Raw genomic sequence first — 25,767 nt, forward strand, 5'->3', positions numbered from 1 at the left:
TTGCTTCAGATTATCTTCCCGGTGGCGCTGCGCTTAACCGGACTACGGATTTACCACCGTCTGCGGATGGGGTTTAACCATGCGTCAGAAAGCGCGCCAGCCGCTGCTGCAGAATTTGATTTTCACGGCTCAGGCGCGCGTTCTCGTCAAGCAGCGTCAAGGCGACGGCGATCCCCGGCCAGTCCAGCTCCAGCTCTTTGCGTAAGCGTACGGCGCGGTGAACAATTGTCACCGCACTATCGTCAAACAGCCACTTTTCCCGTTGCGGCTGGCGCGGCTCGATCATGCCGAGGCCGACAATTTCGTTCAGCTCCTCCTCGGAAAGGCCGGTGTGGAGACAAAACTCGGTAATCGTAAACGTCACTGTTATCTTAGCCATCAGGCTTTCCCCCATGTCTTACGCGGCTCGAAGCTGGATTGCGCATCGGCCAGCTGCTGCCAGAGCTCGCGGCTCTTCTCATCCGGTTTTGGCGGCATAACGATTTTAATCACGGCGTACAGATCGCCAGTGGTGGTTTTGCTGGCCAGCCCTTTGCCCTTGACGCGCAGGCGCTGTCCGGCCTGGCTGCCCGGCGGGATGGTCAACAGAATGCTCTCTTTGAGCGTCGGGATAGTGACTTTGGTGCCTAATGCCGCTTCCCATGGCGCCAGCGGCAGGACAATTTCAAGGTTATGTCCGACGATATCAAACAGCGGATGCGGGGCGATATGTATCACCAGCCACAGGTCGCCGTTCGGGCCGCCATTCTCGCCGGGGGTGCCCTGGCCTTTCAGGCGGATGCGCTGGCCGTCGACGACGCCTGCGGGAATTTTTACGTTCAGGGTTTTCGGCGTTTCGCTTTCAACCATGCCAAAGACGTTATACACCGGCAGCTTATAGCTGATAGTGCGCGTCTGCTCGGCTAAAGTCTCTTCAAGGAAAACCGCGACTTCTATCTCTAAATCATGGCCGCGCACGCCCTGCTGGCGGCGGCTATGATGCGCCTGCTGGCCAAACATGGAGGAGAAAATGTCGTCAAAGTCCTGCTGGCTGTAGCTCTGCTCGTGGGAGTGCTGCTGACGGCCAAAGTGCGGATCGTTGCGGTGCTGCCACAGTTGGTCGTATTCAGCGCGGCGCTGGTCATCTTTAAGCACTTCCCAGGCTTCGGCGAGATCTTTGAACCTGGCTTCGGCATCGTTTTCTTTACTGACATCGGGGTGATATTTGCGTGCCAGACGGCGATAGGCGGTCTTAATGGTTTTCAGATCGTCCGTTGGCTGAACCCCTAAAATGGCATAATAATCCTTTAATTCCATGATGTTATCTCATTTATGCGCAATATTACGGTTACAGATCCCTGGAACAGGTGTCTTTATTAAGCGTAGGGCAAATGAGGACGGATGTGGCGGAAAAGTGGCGCAAACTTGACGCCGTCGGGATCGACGGCGACAAAACGTGGATAACCCTATTCGGCAGAAGGCCTGCTGCGGTTCCTGCGCAGCCCTTCCAGCAGCACCAGGGCAGCGCCAATGGCACCGCCGATCAACGGAAGGGCGGCTGGCGCGTTGGGGAACAGATGAACGATGGTGACATCGCTCACCATCATTGAGCCGGCTATCCAGCCGATAAGCGCGCCGCCCAGCATCACCACCGACGGGAAGCGGTTAAGGATCGCCAACACCAGTTTACTGCCCGCGACAATAATCGGGATGCTGATCAGCACCCCCAGCGCGACCAGCAGCAGATGGCCTTTTCCGGCGGCGGCGACGGCCAGTACGTTGTCCAGCGACATAATGACATCGGCAACGGTAATGGTGACCGCGGTACGCCACAGGCTGCTGGAGCTGCTGATTTCATTCTCTTCTTCCTGATTGGTGACCAGCTTGATACCGATCCACAACAGCATCAGAGCGCCAACCACTTTCAACCACGGCAATGAGAGCAAATAAATAGCCACGGCCAGCAGCAGCACGCGCGCCGCTATCGCACCAAAGGTGCCTATAATAATCGCTTTGGTCCGCTGATGCGGCGGCAGCTTACGGCAGGCCATCGCGATCACCACCGCGTTGTCGCCGCCTAATAACAGGTCGATAGCGATAATTTGCAGCAGGATAACCGCTACGTCCCACTGACTGAAAAACTCATTCATACCTAACTCATCTAACTAAAAAGAGGCCCTGGGGGAAAAGCAGGGGGCGAAGCGTACTCCCGTTCACGCGCGTTGACCACCCGCTAAATCGCGAGGGCGCATTGAGTTATTGAAAAATATAGTTACTAATCATTGCCTCGTCCGGGGATGATTCGCGGGCAAAGGATGATATTTTGTTCGTAAAGACCCACCTGCCGTTCACCCATCGCAAGGACTACCCACATGCCCGGCCATAAGAATTTACTGACACTCGCCTTTATTGGCGCCGCCCTGCTTCCGGTGATGGCAACTGCCGCTGATGCACCCACCTTCACGCCCGAACAGGAAGCCCGTATCGGCAAAATTGCCGCGGACTATTTAGTCGCGCATCCGGAAGTGCTGCTGCAGGCCAGCCAGAAGCTGCAGCAAATTCAGGAACAGCAGCAGGCCAGCGCCGCGACGCAGGCGGTACTGAAGAACGCGGCTGCGCTGACGCAGGATAAAAACACCCCAACCTATGGCCCGAAAGAGGGCAAAGTGACCGTTATTGAATTCTTTGATTATCAATGCGTTTACTGCAGCCGTCTGGCTCCGGTCATGGAGCAGGTTATTAAAGAGAACCCGCAGACCCGCTTTGCTTTCAAAGAGTGGCCAATTTTTGGCAGCCGTTGGGAAACCTCGCTGGAGGCGGCGAAAACCGGGCTGCAGATTTATCAGCAGAAGGGCGCAGAGGCCTATTTGACCTACCATAACGGCATCTATTCCACCGGGCATAACGAAGGCAAGCTAACCGCCGCTGACGTGCAGCAGCAGGCGAAGAAGGTCAATTTCGATGCGAAGAAAGCGGCGGACGTTGAGTCGGTACTGGAAAGTACCAACCAGCTGGCGCAGGAGATCGGTTTAAGCGGTACGCCCGGCGTTATCGTAATGCCGACGACCGGCGCCACGGAGGCGACGATCACCGTATTCCCTGGGCTGGCGGATAAAGCCTCGCTGGATGCGGCGATTAAGAAAGCGGGCGGCTGATAATTAAAGCCGCCCACGGAAAACTCATCATCAGATGATCTGATAAGTTTTGTCGGCCATATAAAGCGCTAGCCGCTACCCGGTAGCGCTTCTTCGCCACGGCAGCAGCGCTGCAGCATCGACATAATCACCTGAAATAGCTCATCTTTCGCCTGCTGCTCCGTGATGACGCCGTTTACTACCGCAGCCGATAGCCCATCGGCGGAGCCAAGCATGGCGAGAATGGCTGCCTCGCTGAGGTTTTCACTCTCGCAAAGCGGCGAAAAATATTGCCGGCATTTCGCGGTAAATGCGGTTATGCACTCCTGCTTGATCTTCTCCAGCTCAGGCGTCCCGGCCAGCGCGGCCATCACGCTGGGCATTTCGCGGCCCTGGAGCAGGACGCACTCAATGTAGGCATTAGCGATCGCCGAAGCCAATGTCTCCGCCCTGGGTTCGGTGTTGCGCAGAATTTCATCCATCTTTACGCTCTGGCGCTGGTCGTATTCCGCATACAGCGCCGCGAAAAGCCCCGAACGGCTGTCAAAATGATCGTAAACCACCGGTTTAGTCACCCCCGCCTGGGTCGCCAGATAGCCCAGCGTCAGGGCATCGGTTCCTTCCTCGCGAATAATATGCCAGGCGACGTCTATTAGCTGCTTCCGCCGCTCTTCTCGCGTTAAACGCTGCCGTACGAGGGGTTGAGACATAAAAGGATTCTCCCGTTGACATGCTAATATACCAAAGGTAAGTTACCATGAGTAGGTTACTGTTAGTATATTAGACTACGTCCAATATCGTTATCGCGCAACTGGGGTATCCGTCATGCATGCATTAATCGTGGTTTCTCATCCTCTTAATACTTCTCTGACTCACAGCGTAGCGACGGCTATTGCGCAAGGGATTGCCGAATCCGGCCAGCAGCACACTGCTGAAATAGCAGATTTAACGCAGGAAGGCTTTAACCCGGTGTTTACTGAGCCGGATATCGCCGCATTTCTGCAAACCGGCGCCACGCCGCCCGATGTGGTTGCTGAGCAGGCCAGACTCGATCGAGCCGACGCACTGGTGCTGGTCTTTCCCGTTTACTGGTGGTCGATGCCTGCGCTGCTGAAGGGCTGGATCGACCGCGTGTTTGCCAACGGCTGGGCCTATGAGGAAACCGCCGGGGGCGAGGTGGTGAAGAAGCTCGGGCGCCTGCGAGTGCACCTGGTTGCGTTAGGCGCAGCCAATCAGAAAACGTATGATAAGCATGGGTTTACCGCTGCTTTTCATGCGCAGATCGCCCACGGCATTTTTGATTACTGCGGGGCGACGGTGGCCAGTTCGCAGCTGCTGCTGTTACCGGAGCTGGAAACGGCGAAAGCGCATCTTGAGGCGGGGTATCAGCTAGGGAAGACGATATTTAACTGAAAGCATAAAAGCAAAAACCCGCCTTGTGGGCGGGTTCTCTGAATAGTGGTGCCCGGACTCGGAATCGAACCAAGGACACGGGGATTTTCAATCCCCTGCTCTACCGACTGAGCTATCCGGGCAACGGGGCGCATTAAACCGTAATCCGTACGCTCCGTCAATCAAATTTCTCGATTTATCTACCGGTTGCTTAACTTTGCGGCAATTCTGCGTCTGAGCGCGCTATTCTGCGGGAAATTACATCATGCCGTTATCGCCTTCGCGGTTCTTCCAGCCGCTGGTCACTGAGATCGCGCGGCGAAGTCCGGAGATCGCGTAGTCGCCGACGACGTCTTCGTCATCGCGCGGCGAGCTGATGGTAATTTCCGCGTCGACGCCGTGACGATATGCGCCGTGGTGGCTAAAGATGGTGCCGATAAAACATTTATCATTCAGCCAGACCGGAATATAGGCGACGGTTTCATAAATATAGTTAGACGCCACGCCGCTATAGTAACTTTCCGCATCGTCGGCCGACGTGCCCGGGGGAATAGGGCAGATTGGCGCTTCGCCGTCGCTCTGCGGCTTATCCTTAAGCAGGCTGCTCTGCATCACCTCCAGCGACTTCAGCAGATCCGTTTTTTCCCCGTCGCTTAACGCGGGCGTCAGCGGCTGGCCTTTTTCCGGCGAGCGGATGTCATTGAGAGTGTAGCGATAGCGGATCGTCACCGCAGGCGCGCTACTGCCCGAGGGGGCAAACGGGCGCAATAAATAGAGATTATCTTCGCCAAACTGACCGTTGTACCAGAGGGCATAAACCTGGCCATTAATGCGTACCCACTGGCTCCACTGGTTGGCGCCGCGGCCGTTAAGGGAAAAAAGCGCGCCGGGAACCCCTGCGTCAAAATCATCGCCGTTGCCGCTATTGTCGCTGTTGACCGTTTCGAAAGCGTCGTCGTTGCGTTTTAAGACTCCGGTATAGCTAAAGAGTCCAGTGCCGCCGACGTAGCTATCGATAATTAAATCGCGTCTGCCGTCACCGTCGAGATCCACCAGGGTGAAGCTGACTTTGCCGTTTTCGGAGTCGGCGCTGATATCGGACTGGAGAAACGCCTGCCACTCATCATCGCTGATATCGGCGGAAGGTTTGCTCGTCGAGACCAGAGAGTCGTCCGCGTAGGTCAGCGTAAAATGGCTGACCTTGCCGCCGAGGGGAAACTGTTCGGCGATCTTATTCAGATCCAGTTCAGGGTTGACCTTCTGCTCTTTTAACACGGCGTTATACAGCGCTTTCAGCGCATTATTATCGGCTTCTTTTTGCTGCCTGGGGATAACCTGACTGACGAAAGTGGGCAGCATCCATGCGCCGCCGGGGGCGATTTCCCGGCAGTCGCCGGTGGTGTATTTCAGGCTCTGAACAAAGGTCCGGCCGTCCCACACGCGCTCTTCTCCGCTGATGCAGTCGGCAATACCGCGGCCCTTGTTGAAAAAGGTAAGCACGCCATCGCCGTAGCTGGAGGCGTCGGTAGCGATCAGCTGAGGCTGAGTCATAAATGCTTTGTCGACCACCCATATGGCGTAGCCGTCGTTGTAGGCCGCGCGCCAGCAAAGGGCCTGAATCAAGGTGTGGTTTTTATCCAGCGGGGTGGCGGTGAGCTGACGCTCGGAGGCCGGGATGTCGGCGTTTTGCCAGTCGTCGCAATGGCTGTTAAGCACGGGGGTTAGCTGCGGAAGAAGCTTCTGCCGCTGTTTTGCCGTCGGCGTCGCGGCAGCGGCATTGTTAATGACCGGCGCGGCGATGATTTCCGGCGCGGGCGCCGCCGGCAAAACGTTGTCATCGCCGGCATCTCCTTGACGCAGCAGCGCATCGGCGGTGCCCAGGCGCTGCTGGAACTCATCCATTTTCAGAAATGCGGCGCTGCTGCCTGCGCTGGACAGCACCTTGCGCTCGCCGTTAATCGCCAGCTCAATTTTGCCGTTATGCTCCAGGGCCTGAATCAGGGCCAACGTCTGGCTATCATCAAAGCGAAAATGGCTCTCGTCGACGGCTTCAAGGGCGCCGTTGTCGCGATCGTCGATGAACAGAGTGACCGTGGCGTCGGGCGGAATATCGCGTTCGGTTTGCGCGAAGGTCGCAACGGCGACGACGTGCTGCGCCGCGCCCGCATTGCGGGTCAGCAGAACGCTGACTTCGCCCATGGTGACGCCATAGCCTGCGGCCCGGCAGGTGCCGGTGTTGTCGCAGGCGAGCTCCCAGTCTTTATGCGCGAAAGAGAAACCTTGCGGAGAGGCTGCCAGAAGCGGTGTCGAACACAGCCCCATAATGGCAGCCCAAAGAAGAGAGCGCATATCAAACCCTGTCAGCATATCGATGAGTGGGGAATTATATGCGCGATGAATCGGTTAAGATATCGGAATCAGGTCAGCGCACCGCCCATCCGGCACTGGGCAAAACGCAAAATATCTTCTGCCAGGCGACGTGCGGTATCGACGTCAGTCTGGCTACGTTTGATCAGCAGGCGGCTCAGGCAACCTTCGATGATCAGCTCCATCTGCTTCGCGACCATCGCCGGATCGTCAACCTCCAGTTGGCTAAGCAGTTCGTGGGTATAGGCCAGAGAAGCTTGCTTCTGCTGCTCGGCCAACTGATGGATCGGGTGCTGAGCGTCCGGGTAAAAAGTACAGGCGGCGATAAACAGGCAGCCGGGATAACGATGGTTGCTAACGCAGGTGGTCAGCGCGGCGTAGCGGGCCAGCAGTTTCTGCTCTGCGCTTAGCGACTCGTCGAGTAAAAGCTGACGGCGCCAGGCATCGACCTGATGGCTAAGATGGCGAAGCGCGTCATACAGCAGCGCCTCGCGATCGGGCCAGAAACGTTTGAGGTCATTGAGCGGGTAAGCCACGCGCTCGGCGACCATTTCCAGCGTGGTGTTAGCGATACCCTCGATTTCGAGGATTTGGATGGCTTCACCCAGGACTTCTTCACGTTGCACGGTCTTCTCCTCCATTTTCCCTCCTAAAGTGTCGCTCACGGTTATCGATCGCGCAAATGGGCGCTGAATGCCGCGGCATCCATAAACCCGGTGACACGCTGCGCGGGCTGCTCCTCGCCCTGTTCGTTGAAGAACAGAATCGTGGGGAGGCCAAGCACCCTGAGGTGCTTCAGCAGCGCCGCGTCTTGTGCGCTATTTTTCGTGACATCCACTTGTAGCAGAACGGTATCTTTCAGGGCCTGTTGAACCTCAGGTGAGGTAAAGGTGTATTTCTCGAACTCTTTGCAGGCCACGCACCAGTCGGCGTAAAGATCGAGCATCACCGGTTTGCCTTTCGCCTGCGCCAGCGCCTGATTGAGCTCATCGACGCTATGGATACGGGTAAACTGGAGATGGGATTGCCGTTGCACGACCGGTGCATCGAAAGCCCAGTCCTGCAGCGGACGGGCGCTGACCAGCGCGGCGCCGAGCATGGCGATTTGTACGAGACGCAGCCAGGGGCGCGTGCCGCCCAGCGAGGTGATAAACGCCCAGCTAAAAAAGGCGACGCCAAGTAGCGACCAAAGCCGCAGGCCCCACAGGTCTCCCAGGATGCGTTCCAGTAAAAATACCGGCAGCGCGAGGATCACGAAGCCAAAGGCGGTTTTCACGTGAGCCATCCACGGGCCGCTTTTCGGCAGGAGGCGGTTGCCAAATACGGTCACCAGGATCAGCGGCAGCCCCATTCCGAGCGCGTAGAGGTACAGGGTTCCACCGCCCAGCCACAGATTACCGCTCTGGGCGATATACAGCAGAATGGCGCTCAGCGGCGCGGTGGTGCAGGGCGAGCAGATTAATCCGGCAATCGCCCCCATGGCGAATACGCCGCCGGGTGAACCGCCCTGGCGTTTATTGCTCATCAGCGTCAGACGCGTTTGCAGCGACGAAGGCAGCTGGAGCGTAAACAGACCAAACATCGACAGCGCCAGCAGGATAAACACGACCGACAGGCCGATCAGCACATAAGGGTGCTGCAGCGCTGCCTGGAACTGCAGGCCCGCAGCGGCGACGACCAGACCCAGCGCGGTGTAGGTTAACGCCATTCCCTGAACGTAGATAAAGGCCAGCAGCAGCGCGCGGGCGGTGGAGAGGCGTTTTTGACCGCCCAGCACGATGCCGGAAATCAGCGGATACATCGGCAGAACGCAGGGGGTAAAGGCGATGCCGATACCAATTAATAGCGCCCAAAGCGCGCTAAAGGGGAGATCGGCGCTGTGGTTGTCCGCGACGGGAGAAGGAAGGTCGGACGGCGACTCGACGGGCAGCGCCGGGCGCGTTTCCAACGGCAGCGGCGGGTTCAGCCTGGGTTGCCCGGCGTGCGCATCGTTACTGGAGCGCGCCAGCGCTTTGCCAAGCGGCACGATTTTGGTTTCTGGCGGATAGCAAAAACCCGCATCCGCGCAGCCCTGCCAGGTGACGGTAAGGGTTGCGCCAGCGGCGGCGTGCGTCAGAGTGACCGGGACGGTCAGGCGCTGGCGGTAAATTTCACTTTTACCGTAAAACTCGTCCTCATGCCATTCGCCTGACGGCAGCGAGGGTTCGATAAACGTCGCATCGGCGGAGGTCAGCTTAATCTGTTTGCGGTAAAGATAGTAACCCTCCTTGATTTGCCAGGTCAGATTGAGATCGTGTTGATTCTGCTGAAAATCGAAGGCAAAAGCCTGGTCAGCAGGAACAAAGTTCGAACGACCGGGGGCGTCGAACAGTCCGGCAATGGCCGATGTGCTGCAAAGCAGCAGGATCAGCGTAATGATGCGTTGAGCCATGAGAGGTAATCATTGTCTCCGTGAATAACGGGCAGAACCAAAAGTTCAGGGGTTTGATACGGGTGATGGGACTTCAGACAGTCCAGCAGCGCCTGCTGATGGGCAAGGTCGGTTTTCAGCAGCATTTGCACTTCATACTCCTGCTCCAGTTTTCCTTCCCAGTAATAGAGCGACGTCGCTCCCGGCAGGAGCGTGGCGCAGGCGGCGAGTTTTTCCGCCAATGCTTTGGCCGCCAGGTCCTGGGCGGTCGCTTCATCCGGCGCGGTACAGAGTACAACAACAGCATCAGGCGTAGTCATCGTGAACCTCGTATCAGCGAAAAGAGGCACTATAGCACGCAAGATAGGGAGGATTAACGAAACGGGCCAGGATCTGGCCCGAATTTGAAGAGATTTACAGCATGATGCCGCCAAAAATAAACCCGAGGATCACGCATAGCGTAATGGCGATGACGCCGGGGATCAGGAAGGCGTGGTTGAAGACGTATTTACCGATGCGGGTGGAGCCGGTGTCATCCATTTCGACCGCCGCCAGCAGGGTTGGGTAGGTTGGCAGAACGAACAGCGCAGAGACGGCGGCAAATGAGGCGATGGCGGTGAGAGGGCTTACGCCCAGCATCAGCGCGGCGGGCATCAGCGCCTTGGTGGTGGCTGCCTGGGAATAGAGCAGGGTTGCGGCGAAGAATAGCACGACCGCCAGCAGCCACGGATAGTTGTGCAGCAGGTCGCCTGCTACCGTCTGGATATCGCTGATGTGGGCTTTAACGAAAGTATCCCCCAGCCATGCGACGCCGAGAACGCAAACGCAGGCGCTCATGCCGGATTTAAACGTGCTGGCGTTGAGTACTTCACCGGTGTCGATTTTGCAGGTGATGCTGATCAATGTCGCGATAGTCAGCATAAATACCACGATCGCTTCGTTGCGCGGCAGAACCGGATCTTTAATCAGGCCGACGGTGTCGCTGATGGCGGTGGCGTAAAACATTACCGCGACGATACCAATCAGGAACAGCATCACAGAGCGTCTGGCGTGCGGCTTAAGCTCGAAAACCTGGCTGCCGCGCAGCTTGACTTCCCCTTTCGCCAGCCGCTCCTGATAAATCGGATCGTCTTTTAGCTCACAGCCGAGGAAGTTACAGACGATGGCGGTGAGCATCACGGCAATCAGGGTAACCGGAATACAGATTGCCAGCAGAGTCAGGTAGCTGACGCCCAGCGGTTCAAGGATGCCGGCAAAAAAGACCACCGCAGCGGAAATCGGCGAGGCGGTGATCGCAATCTGTGAGGCGACCACGGCGATGGAAAGAGGGCGCGAGGGGCGAATACCCTGCTCTTTCGCTACTTCGGTGATCACCGGAAGCGTAGAGAAAGCAGTGTGTCCGGTTCCGGCCAGTATGGTCATAAACCAGGTGACCAGCGGGGCGAGAAAGGTGATGTATTTGGGGTGACGTCGCAGCATACGTTCGGCGAGACTGACCAGGTAGTCCATCCCTCCGGCGACCTGCATGGCGGCAATAGCGGCGATAACCGCCATAATGATTTCGATGACGTCGAAGGGGATCGCGCCGGGTTTAATTTGAAAAAAGAGGGTCAGGACGAGGACGCCCAGGCCACCGGCGAAACCGATGCCGATACCCCCGAGTCTGGCTCCCAGATAAATAGCCAGCAGGACAATAACGAGTTCTGCACCAAACATATATGCCTTCCTTGTTTTATTAACAAGTTGATATTGGATTGTTGTAATTTAGTAGATCAATAAGAACAAAAAAGGCATGTCATCGCTGACATGCCCGTGATTAGTTTAACCTGAAACTTTACTGTTCGCTTTCATCAGTATACCGCTTCGCTTTATAGGCCGGATGCATCAGGTTTTGCGCGGAGAAGATATCGTCCAGCTCCGCCGCGGTCAGCAGTCCGCGCTCAAGCACCACGTCTCTGACGCTCTTGCCCGTCTCGGCGCAAATCTTGCCGACGATATCGCCATTGTGGTGGCCGATATACGGGTTGAGGTAGGTGACGATGCCAATGGAGTTGTAGACGTAGCTTTCGCATACCGCTTTGTTGGCGGTGATGCCGCTCACGCATTTTTCCAGCAGGTTGTAGCAGGCGTTAGTCAGAATATGGATAGATTCAAACATCGCCTGGCCAATCACCGGCTCCATCACGTTCAGCTGCAACTGCCCCGCTTCGGAAGCCATGGTGACGGTTGTATCGTTACCAATCACTTTGAAGCACACCTGATTGACGACCTCGGGGACCACCGGGTTTACCTTGGCTGGCATAATCGAAGAGCCCGCCTGCAGTTCGGGCAGGTTAATTTCGTTCAGGCCGGCGCGCGGGCCGGAAGAGAGCAGGCGCAGGTCGTTACAGATTTTGGACAGTTTTACCGCCAGCCGCTTCAGGGAACTGTGGACCATCACGTAGGCGCCGCAGTCGGAGGTGGCTTCGATCAGGTCTTCGGCTGGCACAACCGGCAGGTTGCTGACTTCCGCCAGTTTTTGAACTGCCAGCTGCTGATAACCATCCGGAGTGTTCAGGCGGGTGCCGATAGCGGTCGCGCCGAGGTTTACCTCCAGCAGCAGCTCAGCGGTGCGCAGAATGCATTTGGTCTCTTCGTTAAGCAGAACGTTAAACGCGTGGAACTCCTGCCCCAGGGTCATCGGCACCGCGTCCTGCAGCTGGGTACGACCCATTTTCAGAATGTCCTGGAACTCAACGGCCTTTTGCTGGAAACCTTCGCCAAGCTGGTTGATTGCATCGATCAGTTTGAGAATGGAGGCGTAGACCGCGATGCGGAAACCGGTCGGGTAAGCATCGTTAGTGGACTGACATTTGTTAACGTGGTCGTTGGGGTTGAGATACTGATATTCGCCTTTCTGATGGCCCATCAGCTCAAGGCCGATGTTCGCCAAGACTTCGTTGGTGTTCATGTTAACGGAGGTGCCTGCCCCGCCCTGGAACACATCAACCGGGAACTGGTCCATGCATTTGCCGTTATTCAACACCTCATCGCAGGCGGCAATAATGGCGTTGGCGATGCTTTTAGGGATAGTTTGCAGCTCTTTGTTAGCCTGCGCAGCGGCCTTCTTCACCATCACCATTCCGCGGACAAATTCAGGAATGTCGCTGATTTTGTTGTTGCTGATGTAGAAGTTTTCAATCGCTCTCAGAGTATGGACGCCGTAGTAAGCGTCAGCTGGAACTTCCCTGGTGCCCAACAGATCTTCTTCGATACGAATGTTGTTTAACATGTGAACCTTCTCTTTCAAGCTGCCTATGAATTCACCAAATACGCAGAATTTATGGGATCTCGCGCATTTTCTGGCCGCAGATTATTTCCTTAATCGGCCCGGTGCCCACGATCATATGCTGATAATAGCGAATATCAGTCACCCTGATCACTTATTATGTAGTGAATCCTATAAGAATTATTAATCTGTGAAATGAGTCACCGGTTTTCTATTCTTGAAAAAAATAAGCTTTTTTTACGATTGAAAAGTGACGTTTTGGCCCAACATCTTTTCGATGCGAATAGCATATCTATGACTACGGGCGCCGACGCTGGCGCCTGTTAATGAAGGAGACGCCGGTGCGTTGGATTCCGTTAATTGCCGTTTTTTTATACGTTTACATTGAGATATCGATCTTTATCCAGGTCGCCCACGTGCTTGGCGTCCTGCTGACGCTGATTCTGGTGATCTTTAGCTCGGTCGTGGGGATATCGCTGGTAAAAAACCAGGGCTTTAAAAACCTCATGCTGATGCAGCAGAAGATGGCGGCGGGAGAGAGCCCGGCCACTGAAATGATCAAAAGCGTGTCGCTGATCATCGCCGGTTTGCTGTTGCTTCTGCCGGGGTTCTTTACCGATTTCCTGGGGCTGCTGCTGCTGTTACCTCCGGTACAGAAACATCTGACCTTAAAACTGATGCCGCATCTGCGCTTTAGTCGGATGCCGGGCGGCGGGTTTAGCGCCGGAACCGGTGGCGGCGATACCTTTGAAGGTGAATATCAGCGCAAAGATGACGAGCGCGACCGCCTCGAACATAAAGACGATCGTCGTGATTAACATTTAGCATTGTCCGGGCCGGTCACTCCGGCCTGGTGACTCTCTCCGCGAGCCTGCGCTTTGGTAAAAACAGCCACAGTACCGCCAGCATGATAAACGCGTACAGGCTCTTCCAGCCCACCATCGCCAGCAGCAGCAGGCACAGCACGCTGCCAAACGCCGCTAACACGCGATAACGCCCATGCAGCAAACGGCAACCCGCCAGCATACACAGCAGATAGATCATAATAAAAATGCCGTTGGCGTAGACGATCAGGGCGTCCAGGTTGATATTGAGCGCGTAAATGCACAAGGCGCTAATCACGCAGCAGCCGAGTACCGCGTTCAGCGCATTGCGCGGAATTTGTCGCGGCGACAGGCGGGCCAGATAGCTCGCAGGCTTATGCTGCGCCTGCGACCACACCAGGCGGGCAAAGCTCTGGATATAGATATTGAGGCTGGCGAAGCAGGCGAGATAGCCGATAACGCAGGCAATCCACAGCGCCTGAACGCCGAACAGGCGTACGACGATATTGGGCAGCGACGCGGCTGCGGCCATCTCCTCACCAAAGGCATGAAAGTGCAGGACCAGCACGGTACAGGCCCAGTAGACCGAACCCGCCAGCAATAAGCCGATCATCAGCGCGCGGGGAAAATCGCGCTCCGGCTGCTTAAACTCAGAGGCCAGATGAGCGAAAGCCTCCAGACCGACAAAACACCAGAACATCACCGAAAGCGCGGAGAAAAGCTGCGAACTATCGATTTCAGCGGGCGCCGGGAAGGGGCTCTGCGTGGGGTTGATCCCGCCGCGCCACCAGATAGCGACGATCAGGGCGACAATCAGCACGGCAACCAGCGTTTGTAGATTGGCGCTGGAGCTGGCTCCGCGAGAGCCGACCCACCAGATAATCGCCAGCGTGCCCAGTTCAGCCAGCAGCAGCTGGCTATCGTGCCAGCCAAAAAGTGCCTGACCGAAGCCGGTGGCGATATGCAGGGCCGCGGGTAATCCGACCGGGATCACCGATAAAAAGAGCCAGCCGGTGACGCGCGCCAGACGCGGTCCAAAAGCCATATCCACAAAATGGGCCACGCCGCCGGCGCTGGGAAAGTGCCGACCCAGCGTGGCGAAGACGATAGCGATGGGAAACACCAGTAAAATCAGCGCCGGCCAGGCCCACAGGCTGTTGTCGCCAGCGACCAACGCGGCCAGCGCCGGAACGGCGAAGACGCCGGTTCCCAGTAATGATGTGGAGAGTAACCCCACTCCTTGGGCAAGCCCCAACTCCTGTTTTAAACCACTCATGTTTCAACCCTGCGCCCGGCAAAAAAGGGATGGTATCACAATCGCTTTTGCTTATGACGTCAGGCAACGGCGGCAAATTTGTGTGCGTCTGAGCACGAGGACAAATTTTTTTTTACTTTTCCCCTTGAAGCGGTAAAACCCCACCCCCATCTCTCAGGGCACTAGCCGGAAAACCGTGTGCGGACCGGCGTCATCCATAACTGATAATGACTTTCTCAAAGGAGAGCTATCAATGAGTATTCGTCCGTTACATGATCGTGTGATCGTCAAACGTAAAGAAGTTGAAACGAAATCTGCTGGCGGCATCGTTCTGACCGGTTCTGCGGCAGCAAAATCAACTCGTGGCGAAATCATCGCTGTCGGTAAGGGCCGCATCCTGGAAAACGGAACCGTGCAGCCTCTGGACGTTAAAGTTGGTGACATCGTAATTTTCAACGATGGCTACGGCGTGAAATCCGAGAAGATCGACAATGAAGAAGTGTTGATCATGTCCGAAAGCGACATTCTGGCAATTGTTGAAGCTTAATCCGCGAACGACACTGAACATACGAATTTAAGGGAAAGATAAAATGGCAGCTAAAGACGTAAAATTCGGTAACGACGCTCGTGTGAAAATGCTGCGCGGCGTAAACGTACTGGCAGACGCAGTTAAAGTAACCCTGGGCCCGAAAGGCCGTAACGTGGTTCTGGACAAATCCTTCGGTGCGCCGACTATCACTAAAGACGGCGTTTCCGTAGCGCGTGAAATCGAGCTGGAAGACAAGTTCGAGAACATGGGCGCGCAGATGGTGAAAGAAGTTGCCTCTAAAGCGAACGACGCTGCAGGCGACGGTACCACCACCGCAACCGTACTGGCTCAGGCTATCATCGCTGAAGGCTTGAAAGCCGTTGCTGCGGGTATGAACCCGATGGATCTGAAACGTGGTATCGACAAAGCTGTCGTAGCCGCTGTTGAAGAACTGAAAGCGCTGTCCGTACCGTGCTCTGACTCTAAAGCCATTGCTCAGGTTGGTACCATCTCCGCTAACTCCGACGAAACCGTAGGTAAACTGATCGCTGAAGCGATGGACAAAGTCGGTAAAGAAGGCGTGATCACCGTTGAAGACGGTACTGGTCTGGAAGACGAACTGGACGTGGTTGAAGGTATGCAGTTTGACCGCGGCTACCTGTCTCCGTACTTCATCAACAAGCCGGAAACCGGCGCTGTTGAACTGGAAAGCCCGTTCATCCTGCTGGCTGACAAAAAAATCTCCAACATCCGCGAAATGCTGCCGGTTCTGGAAGCCGTAGCAAAAGCGGGCAAACCGCTGGTTATCATCGCTGAAGACGTAGAAGGCGAAGCGCTGGCGACCCTGGTAGTGAACACCATGCGCGGCATCGTTAAAGTCGCTGCGGTTAAAGCACCGGGCTTCGGCGACCGTCGTAAAGCTATGCTGCAGGACATCGCAACTCTGACCGGCGGTACCGTTATCTCTGAAGAGATCGGTATGGAGCTGGAAAAAGCGACTCTGGAAGATCTGGGTCAGGCGAAACGCGTTGTTATCAACAAAGACACCACCACTATCATCGATGGCGTGGGCGAAGAAGCTGCGATCCAGGGCCGCGTTGCTCAGATCCGTAAGCAGATTGAAGAAGCAACTTCTGACTACGACCGTGAAAAACTGCAGGAGCGCGTGGCTAAACTGGCAGGCGGCGTTGCAGTAATCAAAGTGGGCGCGGCTACCGAAGTTGAAATGAAAGAGAAGAAAGCACGCGTTGACGATGCCCTGCACGCGACCCGTGCTGCGGTTGAAGAAGGCGTGGTTGCCGGTGGTGGCGTAGCGCTGGTTCGCGTTGCCGCTAAACTGGCTGGCCTGACCGCTCAGAACGAAGATCAGAACGTCGGTATCAAAGTTGCGCTGCGCGCAATGGAAGCTCCGCTGCGTCAGATCGTTTCCAACGCCGGTGAAGAACCGTCTGTTGTGGCGAACACTGTGAAAGGTGGTGAAGGTAACTACGGTTACAACGCTGCAACCGAAGAGTATGGCAACATGATCGACTTCGGTATTCTGGACCCAACTAAAGTGACTCGTTCTGCTCTGCAGTACGCAGCATCCGTTGCTGGTCTGATGATCACCACCGAGTGCATGGTCACCGACCTGCCGAAAAGCGACGCGCCTGACTTAGGTGCTGCTGGCGGCATGGGTGGCATGGGCGGTATGGGCGGCATGATGTAATCGTGCGCTATACTCCTTAGATATAAAGAAACCCTCGGGCAGAAATGCTCGGGGGTTTTTCTTTTTGTCGTCTTTTTAGTATAAGGTTGTACATCCGGGCCAGTGCGTCCAGCTCATTGATCGTGGGGAATAACATGCAGGTAAAATATTTAGCAGGGATTGTCGGCGCAGCATTGTTGTTAGCAGGTTGCAGCTCCAGCAACGAATTGACCTCTGGTGGCCAGAACGTACGCTTTGTTGAAGATAAACCAGGTTCTGAATGCCAGCTGTTAGGTACCGCAAGCGGCACGCAGAGCAACTGGCTGTCCGGACAGAATGGTGACGAAGGCGGCTCCATGCGCGGCGCGGCAAACGCCCTGCGTAACAAGGCCGCAGAGATGGGTGGCAACGTCATTTACGGCGTCAGCAGCCCGACGCAGAATCTGCTGTCCAGCTTTGTGCCGACCGATAGCCAAATGAACGGCCAGGTTTATAAGTGCCCGAACTGATTTAACCGGTGCCTCTCTTGCCTAAATTGAGGCACCCTCTTGATCTCTTTTTATTGCTTGCTGAGTTGCGCCTGAGTTTGCTGGTAGAACGCATGCAAAGGACGCAGACACTCCTCCAGCGTCATCATTCTTCCTGGCTGAGAAGGGATGATTTGGCTAAAAATCTGGCTGGGCTGGCGCTGGGTATGCACTTCTTTCAGCTTTGGGCTTCTCTCAATTAAGCGCATTACAACGATATTTTCCTGTTCTGATGGATGAGCGGCATTGGTTTTAATCACTGCGCCGGAGATGATTTTTCGCCCTTCCTCCGTGTCACAACAGTACAACACGCCGAGATAATGGGAAAACAGATTGAGCTTCCATTCATCCTGAAGATACTGCTGATAATCAACGTTGCTGGTATTCGTTAAATCCACCGCATAAAGCATCAGGCCTTCCAGCGAGGAAGTTAAATAATTAATCAGATCGCTATCTCCCGTGTGTTTAAGAGACTGCTGAATGCCCACCAGCAGCGCTTCAACTTGCATATCATCAATACGCAGCGTAGCAATTTGCTCATTTTGCAGCACCAGAATGAGCGTTGACCAGGTGTCGCCGGGTTTTAACGTTATCGACATAATACGTCTTTCCGGATTAGGGTGCTGTACTTCAGGTATATCGATCGCCGGTGTATTTTCTATAAGGCGTTCATTAAAGGCCACCAGTTCATTCTTATAACTTTCACCTTCAGCATTTAAGCGCTGCAGGACGATGGCCATTCTGTGCTGCAGAACTAACAGGAGATCCGCAAGAATCGGCGCCTGAAGATAATAAGACTGACAGAGTTGATTACTCAGTTTGACTTTGAGCATTAAAGCCAAAAATTTGTCATCATATTTAATAGATGCGGTATTAAAACCAATAAATGTTCCTTGCATACGGATCTCCTTTTCCTGGTGGTTACGCTGGTGCCTGCATATGGAGCTGTGACATATCAATGATGCGATCGGCTGAGGCAATGGTGGATGGCCGATGGGCAACAATGATTCGGGTAATGCTTAAACCAGAGATAGACTGGTTAATGACCGATTCATTTTTCAGGTCGAGATGGCTGGTGGCTTCATCCATAAACAGAATGCTGGGTTTTCGATAGAGCGCGCGAGCGATTAAAATTCTCTGTTTTTGTCCACCTGAGATACCTAAGCCAAGCTCGCCGACAATCGTTTCGTACCCCATCGGCATTTTCATGATTTCATCATGGATATTACATCTGCGTGCGCACTCAACGATAAAGTCCATATCGGCATTATCTTCAAAGCCGCTGATATTATCGATAAGCGAGCCTGAGAAAAGGCGGTCCTCCTGAAGGACGCAGGCCGTTCCGAGACGAAAGTTATTGATGCCAATTTTTTGAATATCAAGGTTATCCGCTATCACGTCACCGCTGGTGGGCGCTAACAGACCGCACATGACTTTCAGCAGCGTGGTCTTACCGACGCCGGAAGGGCCAACCAGCGCGATGGATTCTCCGGGCTCAACGGTAATATTTAAATTAGAAAAAATAGGTTGTGAGAACGGATCGTACTGATAGCTGAGATTCTTCACTTCTAATTTCACGCCAGTATTTTCTGCAAAAACCCGGCGTGCAGGCAGCTCTTTTTCCGGCTCGCTAAATACAATTTCTGAAAGACGCTCATTATGTAACGACAGCATTCGCAGCTGCATGACCAGGTCGATCAAGCTTGATGCGCGCTGGGAGAATTGCCCACGATAGGCGTTAAAAGCCATAAACATACCGAGGGTCATATTGTTATCAATGACCATGATCGCGCCCAGCCAGAGTACGGCGACCTGATCGATGGAGGTAATAAAAGTATTAATACCGCCAAACATCATATCGAAGCGAGTCTGTTTGATACCGGCATTGCAGGCGTCAATGTTGATATTTAACCAGTGCTGAGAACGACGCTCTTTTAAGTTCAGCGCTTTAATGGTGGAAATACCGTATAGGGACTCCATAAAGTGCGAGCTGGAGCGTGCGCCCTTGATAACCTGCTCTTCGGCAACGCGACGGTAGAAGCTGTAGGTGGCAAAACGCATGATGGCATAGCATAAGGTGAATCCAATCACGACCCAAACCAGCCAGCCGCCGTACAGCGTTAACATAACCAGCAGGCCAATCGTCATGATTGAGTCGATAATGCCGGTAACAATGCTATTGGTGAAGGTGGAACGGATAGTATCCAGCGACGAAAAACGAGACTGAATATCCCCTAAATGACGTTTTTCAAAAAAGGATAACGGCAGGCTTGTCAGATGATCGAACAGCGTGGTTTTCCATTGGATGTTCGTCAGCGTATTTAGCGTTAATGAGGTCCACGCTCGCAGCATACTAATAAAGGTGCGGAAAAGCGTGAAGAAGACCAGGCCGATACAGATAACCGAAAGCAGGCTCTGGTCGTGCGCCATGATGACATGGTCAGTCACCAGCTGCGTACCGATAGGTAATAGCAGGCCGATAGCTTCAACCACTACCGAAAAGGCAAAGATTTTTAGCAGGACCGATTTAAGTCCCACAATATTGCGCATCAGGTCTAATAGACGCAGGCGTGATTTTGCCTGTTCTTGCTGAAAGTTTTGGTCCGGCCATAGTTCCAGCGCAACGCCGGTAAAGTTATTGGACATTTCCTGGATACCAATAACCCGCTTACCCAGCGCCGGATCGTGAACAATAAAGCTGTTTTTACGTACCTTAGTGAGCACGACGTAATGATTCATTCCCCAGTGGATAATACAGGGTAGCTTCAGCTGCTTGATTTCATCCAGATCCAGAGAGAGGGCCCGGCTTTTCAGACCGGCATGTTCCGCCGTTTTGCTCAGCGACATGAGCGTAACGCCCTGAGAAGGGCTACCGTAACGATGGCGGAAGTTGAACAGGTCGATATTAAGTCCGTAAAAGCCGCAAACCATTGCCAGACAGGCGATACCGCATTCGGCGGCTTCCGACTGTAAAATAACCGGCGTTTTATGGCGGAATGAGAAATTAAGCTTATCGGTAATGGTTTTAAACAGTTCTTTATTCATCGATCGGGCCACTCACGCTTTGCGTCATCTTATAGAAAGGAGTAAACATCCACATGTAAAGCGGGCGTTCTTCAAGGAAAACTACCGCCTGAGCCTTCAGACCGTTAGAGAGCGTGAGCGTTTTTCCATTGTAGCTAAAGGTCTTGTCCTTGATTTTTATAATTGCTTTATAGAGCGCTAATTCCTGCTGATTAGTGCCGTTGCTGACATTGGTATATTCTGCCATCTCCTGACGTGACGCCGGGACCGAGGAAATAGAAACAACCTTACCTGGAAATTGGCCAAATTTATCGGCAGGGAAAGCATCATAGCGAATATTAATGGTGTCCCCGGGTTTCACGTAGGGGATGGTATTATTGGGTAACCAGAGGATCAGATAATACTCAATATCACCGGTAGGTTTGATCTGCGCCAGGCTGCTGCCGTTCTCTACCATCTGCCCTTTAGTCACGGCCAGCGATTCGATCTTACCGTTGGTCGTTGCTTTAATAATCAGATTACCGTTAGCGTTCGATTCTACCAGCTGATTTTTATAATCATTGATTTGGTTATGCTGGCTGGAGATCTGATTATCAAAGTCTGCTGCTTTGGTAATTTTATCGCTGCTGGTTTGCGTGAGCTGAGATTCCAGCTGCATCTTTTGGGTCACCAGGGATTGATAGGCGCTTTGCTGTTGAAAATATAGCGAGTGCTGATAGTTATACTGATCTTTAGTTATCAGACCATCCTTTAAGTATTTATCATAGCTGGCCAGGTTGGTATGCATTTTGTTTAAGCCTACCTGAGTATTAGCCAGCATACGGTTGGTTTCCGTTAACGAGGCGCTGGTGGTTTTAATCTGTTTTTCAAGAGCAGCGAGCGTTTCAGCCTTATTACGCGTCAGTTTGCTTATAATATCTTCGGCGTTAGCAATCTTTTCATTGATAACTTCAATCTGGGCCGCGCTAACGTTGCCACCGATCGTATTACGTGAAACGTCAAGCTCGTAAAGCGGTTGGCCTTTTTTGACAATGTCTCCCACCTTTACATGCAGATTCACAACAAAACCCTGCTGTGGGGCAAAGACGTTAACGGAGTGGGGGAGCGTAATGACCTCTCCGCGTACATCAATACGCTGGGTAAAGGTGCAAAATATGAGTGAAAGCACAATGGCAATAAGAAAAATAAATGCCAGAAGAGTGACTAGCCACGCGGGAATGCCTGCTAATAATAATGCCTTTCCTTTCCAGTGGATTTTTTTGTACTCAATCGCTTCCTTGCGATAGATTGATTTTTTCATAATTATTTTGTTTTTTAGGTGGAAGTAAGGCCCATTAATAATGGGCCTTAAAGTATAAATTTTTTTTTAATTGTTAAATCTTAATGGCTCCATGGGATAAATGTACCGTCAATGACGCTCTGGAAGGCATCAACAACAACTTGCAGGGTTGTGTCCCAGCCAGCCGCGATCGCCCCAGATGCCCCCGCTACCCCACCAACAATAGCTCCCCAAACTAATCCCACCCCATTTCCAATGAGGCCAAAACCTAACAGACCACCATTAGCACCAGATTGAGTCCCACCAATTAAGGTACCAAATGAACCGCCAACTATACCTCCGAGCACACCAGCCCCAATAGCTTCAACTGCATTACATGCAAATGAGCTAATCGTTGATTGAATTGAAGAAAAATCCCAAGAGTAGCCGCCAGAGATTTCTTCCATTTCAAAAACAGTTAATTGTTTCATAGTTTTCCTTGGTTATATAATATGTCAAATTGTTCCGCTCTCTGCATGAACATATTTTCACGCAAATGTACATTGAAATTATATTATAAGTCAAAAAAATAAAAACTTGCCTTAGAGGATAATTTCGAGGGATGATTTTAATTAAAAAAAATATTTTTCCAAGCCATTTTAGTATAATTCATGTTGAATTTTAGCTCTTCATCTAATAATTATCTTAAATCACATAGAGTTTCGGTTGTGAAGTAAATAAAGTGTTTGCGGGCTAATGTGTTTATTGGTGTTGATATAAAGGCTGTAATATAAAAGCTGTGATGTAAAAGTAGGGTTAATATATTTCGCAGGTTGTGTTTGGCTATCTGCATGATATTTAACTCTACCTCAAAAGACCTCATTGTTGGCTCTGTCAAATGAAGATGATAGCGCCAACAATAATTTTTAATGGTTACTCTTCCTGTAGAATGATTTCAAATATAGCTCGAACGCTACCTGGTGTTATGGTGTTAGATAGTTTGTAATAGTCCGCAGTGAAGGTAAGCGACTGGCTCTTTTTCATACTGGCAATAGAGTAGTTTTTATAATCAAAAAAGGTGATAGGGCTGGAACCCTGTTTAATTATGAAACCAACATCTTTGGCTCCTCCGATAGTATCAGGGATGGAGTTTAGCAGTACGCCATCTTTTGATGCTGAGTTCTCAGTTATAGGGTTAAACCAGTAGGTATATTTGGTTCCAACGGATGAGTCAGGGCAGGTAATGTCAAGCGTAAAGTCTTTTTGCTTGCCAGTTACCCCGCCCTGAGTGATAGCTTTAAGCTGCGATGCTTCTATATTAGATAGATTGACCGTGCTCCCACCTCGTGGATTTATATTGCAGGTTGTTTCCCTGTAAGTGAAAGGGCCGAGTTTGATGTTGGCTTGGGCAAGTCGGGCAATTGAGGAATTAGCATTGACCTGATTGACGCTTCCTGCACGATAGGACACCGAAATCTCTTTTTTTCCTGAGAAGCTCGTATCAATATTGTCCCTGGTTTTTATCAGCCAGACGGTTAGTTGTTTCACGCCGGGATCGCTAAGGCCATAGGCAGAAACAGTACCTAACGTGGCCGGAACGGGGCGGCCGTTGGTGCCAGCAATTGCTTCCGAAATTTCAAAACCAATACCCGGTATTCCTGTTTCATAAACCGGACCACCGAGTACACCGGTCACGCCTGCCGCCAGATTGACGCTGGGCGTGGCGATAATGGCGTAAATATCATTTACTTTACAGTTATAAAAAGTTTTTGCGGTGGCTATCGCACCGCCTACCGTTCTTACTGCCAGTACGCTACCGGGCGCCAGGCTTGAATCGGATAAAATTTTAGCTGGGCTGAATGTAACATTGAATGCAGCATCAGTTCCGTTGTAATTACAGTCAGCCATTACTGTCTGATTAAGTAAAAGTAAACTAATAAAAAGGAGTATTTTTTTCATAGTCTGTATTCATCCCTGTTACTGGCAAACCGCAGTGGCCTGAGCAATACCTTCGTTTACCGCAGCCAGGCTATAAGGCGCTTTACACTGCTGCCCGCTCTTTGAACCCCACTGTGCATAGACTTCACCGTTATCTTTCAGGCCGGACAAATAGACCATACCGCCATCAGAAACGATGCTGGCCTGGGCATTTTTATCCGTGGTCAACGTTACCGTGGCGCCATAAGGAACGTTTTCACCCGACGCTCTCTTAAGAATAAGGAACGCGCGGCGGCCAATATTGCCCGCGAAGTTTGCCCGTACCACGGCTGCACGGGTTGGCACCACTTTCTGCGTCGTATTTGGCAATTCCATATTATCTCCCAAAGTCGTGCTATCTAAGGTCACGCTGGTTCGATGGTATGGCGTAACGTAAGGAATAATCGCGTAGCCGCGGTAGTCCGTTTCGATCGTCGCGTCGTTTTCCAGACGGACGTGTTTCAGGCCGGGCGCCTTAACCAATACGGCGGTTTCAGACATTTCCTGACCTAATGTTATTCCGTCAGCATGAACCAGCACGCCGCCGCTCAGGCCGTAGTTAATTAACTGACTATTTTTGGCATAGCTGTAGCCGGCGTTAGCCGAACCCATGGAACCACGATAGTTGCCGTAGACGCCGCCGCTGGCATCTTCACGATTGCTGTAGCCCTGCTGGACGTTCCAGTCCAGGTTATGGTTTTCCAGCGCGACGCCACTCAGAGAAACATACTGAGCGGTTGAACCCGGACTGCTGTTGGTCACGTTATAGGTCGCATAGGCATTAGGTAACCAATCGCTTAAAGGAATGGAAATATTAAATGAAACAACATGGTCATCCTCAACGTGACGGCTGGAACCATTATTTCCCCAGCTATAGCGGCTATAGCTATAGCCAGCGTAATAGTTAAAGCGGCGGAACCCGCCGTTATAGCCAATATTCAGCGAGTTATTGCGGCGATTGCTATCCCAATAATCCTCAAAAATACCGGATACAGAAAGGTTACCCAGCCCCGAACCCAGGCTCTGGCTCACGGTAATATTGGTTCTGTTACGCAGCGAGTGGGGCGTATATCCGCCGTAGCTGTTGTTATAGGTATTCATCACATCAGTTAGCGTATTGTACCCGGAGGTCGAATAGCGGTAGCCGGCTACGGTAATATTGGTGCCTGTTTCAAGGATATTTTTACCGTAACGAATGCGCCATGACTGGCCGGACGTTTTCTCTTCATCTTTCTTTTTAGACCATGCCGCCGTTACATCGGCGGAAACTGCGCCAATATCGCCGAGGTTTTGCCCGGCGCCGAAAGCGAGCGCCTGGTAATTGGCCGCCGCCTGTACGCCCGTATAGAGAGTGGTATTGCTTAATACGCCGTAGCTGATCGTTGCTTGCGTAAAGGGTTTCTCGTCAACGTTGCCATCGTAGGGACGATATTTCCCGCTGGTAATCTCATACTCCATCTGGCCTTCCCGGAGCATTAATGGCAGAGAAGCGTAGGGCACCACGAAGTTTTGTCGGGAGCCATCGGACTCCTCGACGGTGACGTAAAGGTCACCGTTGCCGCCGGTTGAGTAGAGGTCGGTAATTTCGAAAGCGCCCGGAGCGACAAAAGCCTGGTAAATTTGGTAGCCATTCTGCTTGATGACGATACGCGCATTGGTTCGGGCAATACCGCGAACGATGGGCGCGAATCCGCGCAGGCTTTCAGGAATCATGTCCGTGTCGGTTGCCAGCTGAATCCCGGTGAACGGCACGCTGTCAAAGATGCTCGACAGCGAGCTGCTTTCGCCCATGACTAAAGTACTTTTTAGCGGGACAATGCTCCGCTGCGCATAGAGATATACGGAATCCCAGTCGCTCTTTGCCCCCGCTGACTTATTCCATGTACTCAGATTGCGCAGGCGCCATGGCCCGAGGTTCAGGCCGGATTGTAAGTTAAGATTGTAATACTCATTATTGGCTTCATAGTCTTTGCCTGAACTAAACTGATAGTTGGTCAGTAAGGCATTAATACCGTCGTCAAACTCATCGGGGGAAACGAAGCCCTGCGCGATAGTGGAAAGCGCCGCCTGCGGTATGGATATCAGCAGCTGTTGAGTATTGAAGGGCTTTGTTGAATAAATCGAACTTTTGCTGAG

23 protein-coding genes and 1 tRNA gene are annotated in these 25,767 nt (G+C 52.9%); 6 read left to right on the top strand and 18 right to left on the bottom strand.

The features are described from left to right. Positions 1-73: 73 nt before the first annotated feature. From cbpM to HMPREF3178_RS18295, 3 genes are all read right to left on the bottom strand, one after another. Positions 74-379: a chaperone modulator CbpM gene (gene cbpM / locus HMPREF3178_RS18285; RefSeq protein ID WP_004109388.1), complete on the bottom strand. Its 306-nt coding sequence runs from the start codon at positions 377-379 to the stop codon at positions 74-76. Continuing rightward, on the bottom strand, positions 379-1,296 hold the full coding sequence (cbpA, locus tag HMPREF3178_RS18290; protein WP_004109383.1) for a curved DNA-binding protein: 918 nt from the start codon (positions 1,294-1,296) through the stop codon (positions 379-381). Before cbpA ends, cbpM begins: the two co-directional genes overlap by 1 nt. A gap of 149 nt (positions 1,297-1,445) precedes the next feature. After that, entirely contained in the window at positions 1,446-2,129 is a 684-nt protein-coding gene (locus tag HMPREF3178_RS18295) for a TerC family protein (RefSeq protein WP_004109381.1), read from the bottom strand. A gap of 222 nt (positions 2,130-2,351) precedes the next feature. Here HMPREF3178_RS18295 and HMPREF3178_RS18300 point away from each other — a divergent pair, with 222 nt between their 5' ends. Beyond that, positions 2,352-3,134 carry a DsbA family protein gene (locus tag HMPREF3178_RS18300; protein ID WP_004109379.1) on the top strand — a complete coding sequence of 261 codons (783 nt, stop codon included), beginning with the start codon at positions 2,352-2,354 and terminating at the stop codon, positions 3,132-3,134. A gap of 68 nt (positions 3,135-3,202) precedes the next feature. On the opposite strand, the gene HMPREF3178_RS18305 is transcribed toward HMPREF3178_RS18300, so the two are convergent. Continuing rightward, positions 3,203-3,823: a TetR/AcrR family transcriptional regulator gene (locus tag HMPREF3178_RS18305; protein ID WP_017145110.1), complete on the bottom strand. Its 621-nt coding sequence runs from the start codon at positions 3,821-3,823 to the stop codon at positions 3,203-3,205. 115 nt (positions 3,824-3,938) lie between these two features. On the opposite strand from HMPREF3178_RS18305, the gene HMPREF3178_RS18310 reads away from it, so the two are divergent. Continuing rightward, entirely contained in the window at positions 3,939-4,526 is a 588-nt protein-coding gene (locus tag HMPREF3178_RS18310) for an NAD(P)H-dependent oxidoreductase (RefSeq protein ID WP_004117316.1), read from the top strand. A gap of 46 nt (positions 4,527-4,572) precedes the next feature. Here the strand turns inward: HMPREF3178_RS18310 and HMPREF3178_RS18315 are convergent. From HMPREF3178_RS18315 to aspA, 7 genes are all read right to left on the bottom strand, one after another. Then, positions 4,573-4,648, bottom strand: a tRNA-Phe gene (locus tag HMPREF3178_RS18315). A gap of 115 nt (positions 4,649-4,763) precedes the next feature. Beyond that, complete coding sequence (locus HMPREF3178_RS18320; protein WP_017145100.1) at positions 4,764-6,854, bottom strand: DUF1176 domain-containing protein; 2,091 nt, start codon at positions 6,852-6,854, stop codon at positions 4,764-4,766. 68 nt (positions 6,855-6,922) lie between these two features. After that, the gene (locus tag HMPREF3178_RS18325; protein WP_048257700.1) at positions 6,923-7,498 is read right to left on the bottom strand and encodes a transcriptional regulator; all 576 of its coding nucleotides are present in this window, start codon (positions 7,496-7,498) and stop codon (positions 6,923-6,925) included. Positions 7,499-7,539: 41 nt separating this feature from the next. Then, positions 7,540-9,303 carry a protein-disulfide reductase DsbD gene (locus HMPREF3178_RS18330; RefSeq protein ID WP_016809379.1) on the bottom strand — a complete coding sequence of 588 codons (1,764 nt, stop codon included), beginning with the start codon at positions 9,301-9,303 and terminating at the stop codon, positions 7,540-7,542. Beyond that, a complete protein-coding gene (gene cutA, locus HMPREF3178_RS18335) occupies positions 9,279-9,602 on the bottom strand; it encodes a divalent cation tolerance protein CutA (RefSeq protein ID WP_004109254.1) in 324 nt (107 codons plus the stop codon). The genes HMPREF3178_RS18330 and cutA overlap by 25 nt, the downstream gene beginning before the upstream one ends. 94 nt (positions 9,603-9,696) lie before the next feature. Next, entirely contained in the window at positions 9,697-10,998 is a 1,302-nt protein-coding gene (locus HMPREF3178_RS18340; protein WP_017145099.1) for an anaerobic C4-dicarboxylate transporter, read from the bottom strand. A 118-nt stretch (positions 10,999-11,116) separates the two neighbouring features. Further along, positions 11,117-12,553 (bottom strand): aspartate ammonia-lyase, encoded by a 1,437-nt coding sequence (aspA, locus tag HMPREF3178_RS18345; protein WP_004109248.1) that lies wholly within the window; start codon positions 12,551-12,553, stop codon positions 11,117-11,119. 338 nt (positions 12,554-12,891) lie between these two features. On the opposite strand from aspA, the gene HMPREF3178_RS18350 reads away from it, so the two are divergent. Continuing rightward, positions 12,892-13,368 carry an FxsA family protein gene (locus HMPREF3178_RS18350; RefSeq protein WP_029496756.1) on the top strand — a complete coding sequence of 159 codons (477 nt, stop codon included), beginning with the start codon at positions 12,892-12,894 and terminating at the stop codon, positions 13,366-13,368. A gap of 22 nt (positions 13,369-13,390) precedes the next feature. On the opposite strand, the gene yjeH is transcribed toward HMPREF3178_RS18350, so the two are convergent. After that, entirely contained in the window at positions 13,391-14,650 is a 1,260-nt protein-coding gene (gene yjeH / locus HMPREF3178_RS18355; protein ID WP_017145096.1) for an L-methionine/branched-chain amino acid transporter, read from the bottom strand. 232 nt (positions 14,651-14,882) lie between these two features. Here yjeH and HMPREF3178_RS18360 point away from each other — a divergent pair, with 232 nt between their 5' ends. The 3 genes from HMPREF3178_RS18360 (at position 14,883) to HMPREF3178_RS18370 (ending at position 17,354) form a co-directional block, all read left to right on the top strand. Continuing rightward, on the top strand, positions 14,883-15,176 hold the full coding sequence (locus tag HMPREF3178_RS18360; RefSeq protein WP_003855929.1) for a co-chaperone GroES: 294 nt from the start codon (positions 14,883-14,885) through the stop codon (positions 15,174-15,176). A 43-nt stretch (positions 15,177-15,219) separates the two neighbouring features. Continuing rightward, positions 15,220-16,866 (top strand): chaperonin GroEL, encoded by a 1,647-nt coding sequence (groL, locus tag HMPREF3178_RS18365; RefSeq protein WP_004109240.1) that lies wholly within the window; start codon positions 15,220-15,222, stop codon positions 16,864-16,866. Positions 16,867-17,000: 134 nt separating this feature from the next. Further along, on the top strand, positions 17,001-17,354 hold the full coding sequence (locus HMPREF3178_RS18370; RefSeq protein WP_004109236.1) for a DUF4156 domain-containing protein: 354 nt from the start codon (positions 17,001-17,003) through the stop codon (positions 17,352-17,354). A 50-nt stretch (positions 17,355-17,404) separates the two neighbouring features. Here the strand turns inward: HMPREF3178_RS18370 and yjeJ are convergent, their stop codons facing one another. The 6 genes from yjeJ to HMPREF3178_RS18400 all read right to left on the bottom strand — a co-directional run. After that, positions 17,405-18,271 carry a YjeJ family protein gene (yjeJ, locus tag HMPREF3178_RS18375; protein WP_004109233.1) on the bottom strand — a complete coding sequence of 289 codons (867 nt, stop codon included), beginning with the start codon at positions 18,269-18,271 and terminating at the stop codon, positions 17,405-17,407. Between the two features lie 22 nt (positions 18,272-18,293). After that, positions 18,294-20,417 carry a peptidase domain-containing ABC transporter gene (locus HMPREF3178_RS18380; protein ID WP_004109230.1) on the bottom strand — a complete coding sequence of 708 codons (2,124 nt, stop codon included), beginning with the start codon at positions 20,415-20,417 and terminating at the stop codon, positions 18,294-18,296. Beyond that, the gene (locus HMPREF3178_RS18385; RefSeq protein ID WP_017145095.1) at positions 20,410-21,696 is read right to left on the bottom strand and encodes an HlyD family secretion protein; all 1,287 of its coding nucleotides are present in this window, start codon (positions 21,694-21,696) and stop codon (positions 20,410-20,412) included. The genes HMPREF3178_RS18380 and HMPREF3178_RS18385 overlap by 8 nt, the downstream gene beginning before the upstream one ends. A gap of 80 nt (positions 21,697-21,776) precedes the next feature. Continuing rightward, positions 21,777-22,145, bottom strand: a complete 369-nt coding sequence (locus HMPREF3178_RS18390) for a hypothetical protein (RefSeq protein WP_017145094.1) — start codon at positions 22,143-22,145, stop codon at positions 21,777-21,779. Positions 22,146-22,587: 442 nt separating this feature from the next. Then, positions 22,588-23,613, bottom strand: a complete 1,026-nt coding sequence (locus HMPREF3178_RS18395) for a fimbrial protein (RefSeq protein ID WP_017145093.1) — start codon at positions 23,611-23,613, stop codon at positions 22,588-22,590. A gap of 18 nt (positions 23,614-23,631) precedes the next feature. Further along, positions 23,632-25,767: fimbria/pilus outer membrane usher protein (locus HMPREF3178_RS18400; protein ID WP_070585349.1), on the bottom strand; the 2,136-nt coding region annotated here is incomplete at its 5' end.

This window comes from Klebsiella sp. HMSC09D12 (genome assembly GCF_001808475.1).
GTDB classification, from domain to species: domain Bacteria; phylum Pseudomonadota; class Gammaproteobacteria; order Enterobacterales; family Enterobacteriaceae; genus Klebsiella; species Klebsiella oxytoca.

Excerpts from the sequence above, each read along its gene's own strand:
- cbpM (WP_004109388.1), bottom strand. The coding sequence starts at position 379 with ATGGCTAAGATAACAGTGACGTTTACGATTACCGAGTTTTGTCTCCAC.
- cbpA (WP_004109383.1), bottom strand. The coding sequence starts at position 1,296 with ATGGAATTAAAGGATTATTATGCCATTTTAGGGGTTCAGCCAACGGAC.
- HMPREF3178_RS18295 (WP_004109381.1), bottom strand. The coding sequence starts at position 2,129 with ATGAATGAGTTTTTCAGTCAGTGGGACGTAGCGGTTATCCTGCTGCAA.
- HMPREF3178_RS18300 (WP_004109379.1), top strand. The coding sequence starts at position 2,352 with ATGCCCGGCCATAAGAATTTACTGACACTCGCCTTTATTGGCGCCGCC.
- HMPREF3178_RS18305 (WP_017145110.1), bottom strand. The coding sequence starts at position 3,823 with ATGTCTCAACCCCTCGTACGGCAGCGTTTAACGCGAGAAGAGCGGCGG.
- HMPREF3178_RS18310 (WP_004117316.1), top strand. The coding sequence starts at position 3,939 with ATGCATGCATTAATCGTGGTTTCTCATCCTCTTAATACTTCTCTGACT.
- HMPREF3178_RS18320 (WP_017145100.1), bottom strand. The coding sequence starts at position 6,854 with ATGCGCTCTCTTCTTTGGGCTGCCATTATGGGGCTGTGTTCGACACCG.
- HMPREF3178_RS18330 (WP_016809379.1), bottom strand. The coding sequence starts at position 9,303 with ATGGCTCAACGCATCATTACGCTGATCCTGCTGCTTTGCAGCACATCG.
- cutA (WP_004109254.1), bottom strand. The coding sequence starts at position 9,602 with ATGACTACGCCTGATGCTGTTGTTGTACTCTGTACCGCGCCGGATGAA.
- HMPREF3178_RS18340 (WP_017145099.1), bottom strand. The coding sequence starts at position 10,998 with ATGTTTGGTGCAGAACTCGTTATTGTCCTGCTGGCTATTTATCTGGGA.
- aspA (WP_004109248.1), bottom strand. The coding sequence starts at position 12,553 with ATGTTAAACAACATTCGTATCGAAGAAGATCTGTTGGGCACCAGGGAA.
- yjeH (WP_017145096.1), bottom strand. The coding sequence starts at position 14,650 with ATGAGTGGTTTAAAACAGGAGTTGGGGCTTGCCCAAGGAGTGGGGTTA.
- HMPREF3178_RS18360 (WP_003855929.1), top strand. The coding sequence starts at position 14,883 with ATGAGTATTCGTCCGTTACATGATCGTGTGATCGTCAAACGTAAAGAA.
- groL (WP_004109240.1), top strand. The coding sequence starts at position 15,220 with ATGGCAGCTAAAGACGTAAAATTCGGTAACGACGCTCGTGTGAAAATG.
- HMPREF3178_RS18370 (WP_004109236.1), top strand. The coding sequence starts at position 17,001 with ATGCAGGTAAAATATTTAGCAGGGATTGTCGGCGCAGCATTGTTGTTA.
- yjeJ (WP_004109233.1), bottom strand. The coding sequence starts at position 18,271 with ATGCAAGGAACATTTATTGGTTTTAATACCGCATCTATTAAATATGAT.
- HMPREF3178_RS18380 (WP_004109230.1), bottom strand. The coding sequence starts at position 20,417 with ATGAATAAAGAACTGTTTAAAACCATTACCGATAAGCTTAATTTCTCA.
- HMPREF3178_RS18385 (WP_017145095.1), bottom strand. The coding sequence starts at position 21,696 with ATGAAAAAATCAATCTATCGCAAGGAAGCGATTGAGTACAAAAAAATC.
- HMPREF3178_RS18390 (WP_017145094.1), bottom strand. The coding sequence starts at position 22,145 with ATGAAACAATTAACTGTTTTTGAAATGGAAGAAATCTCTGGCGGCTAC.
- HMPREF3178_RS18395 (WP_017145093.1), bottom strand. The coding sequence starts at position 23,613 with ATGAAAAAAATACTCCTTTTTATTAGTTTACTTTTACTTAATCAGACA.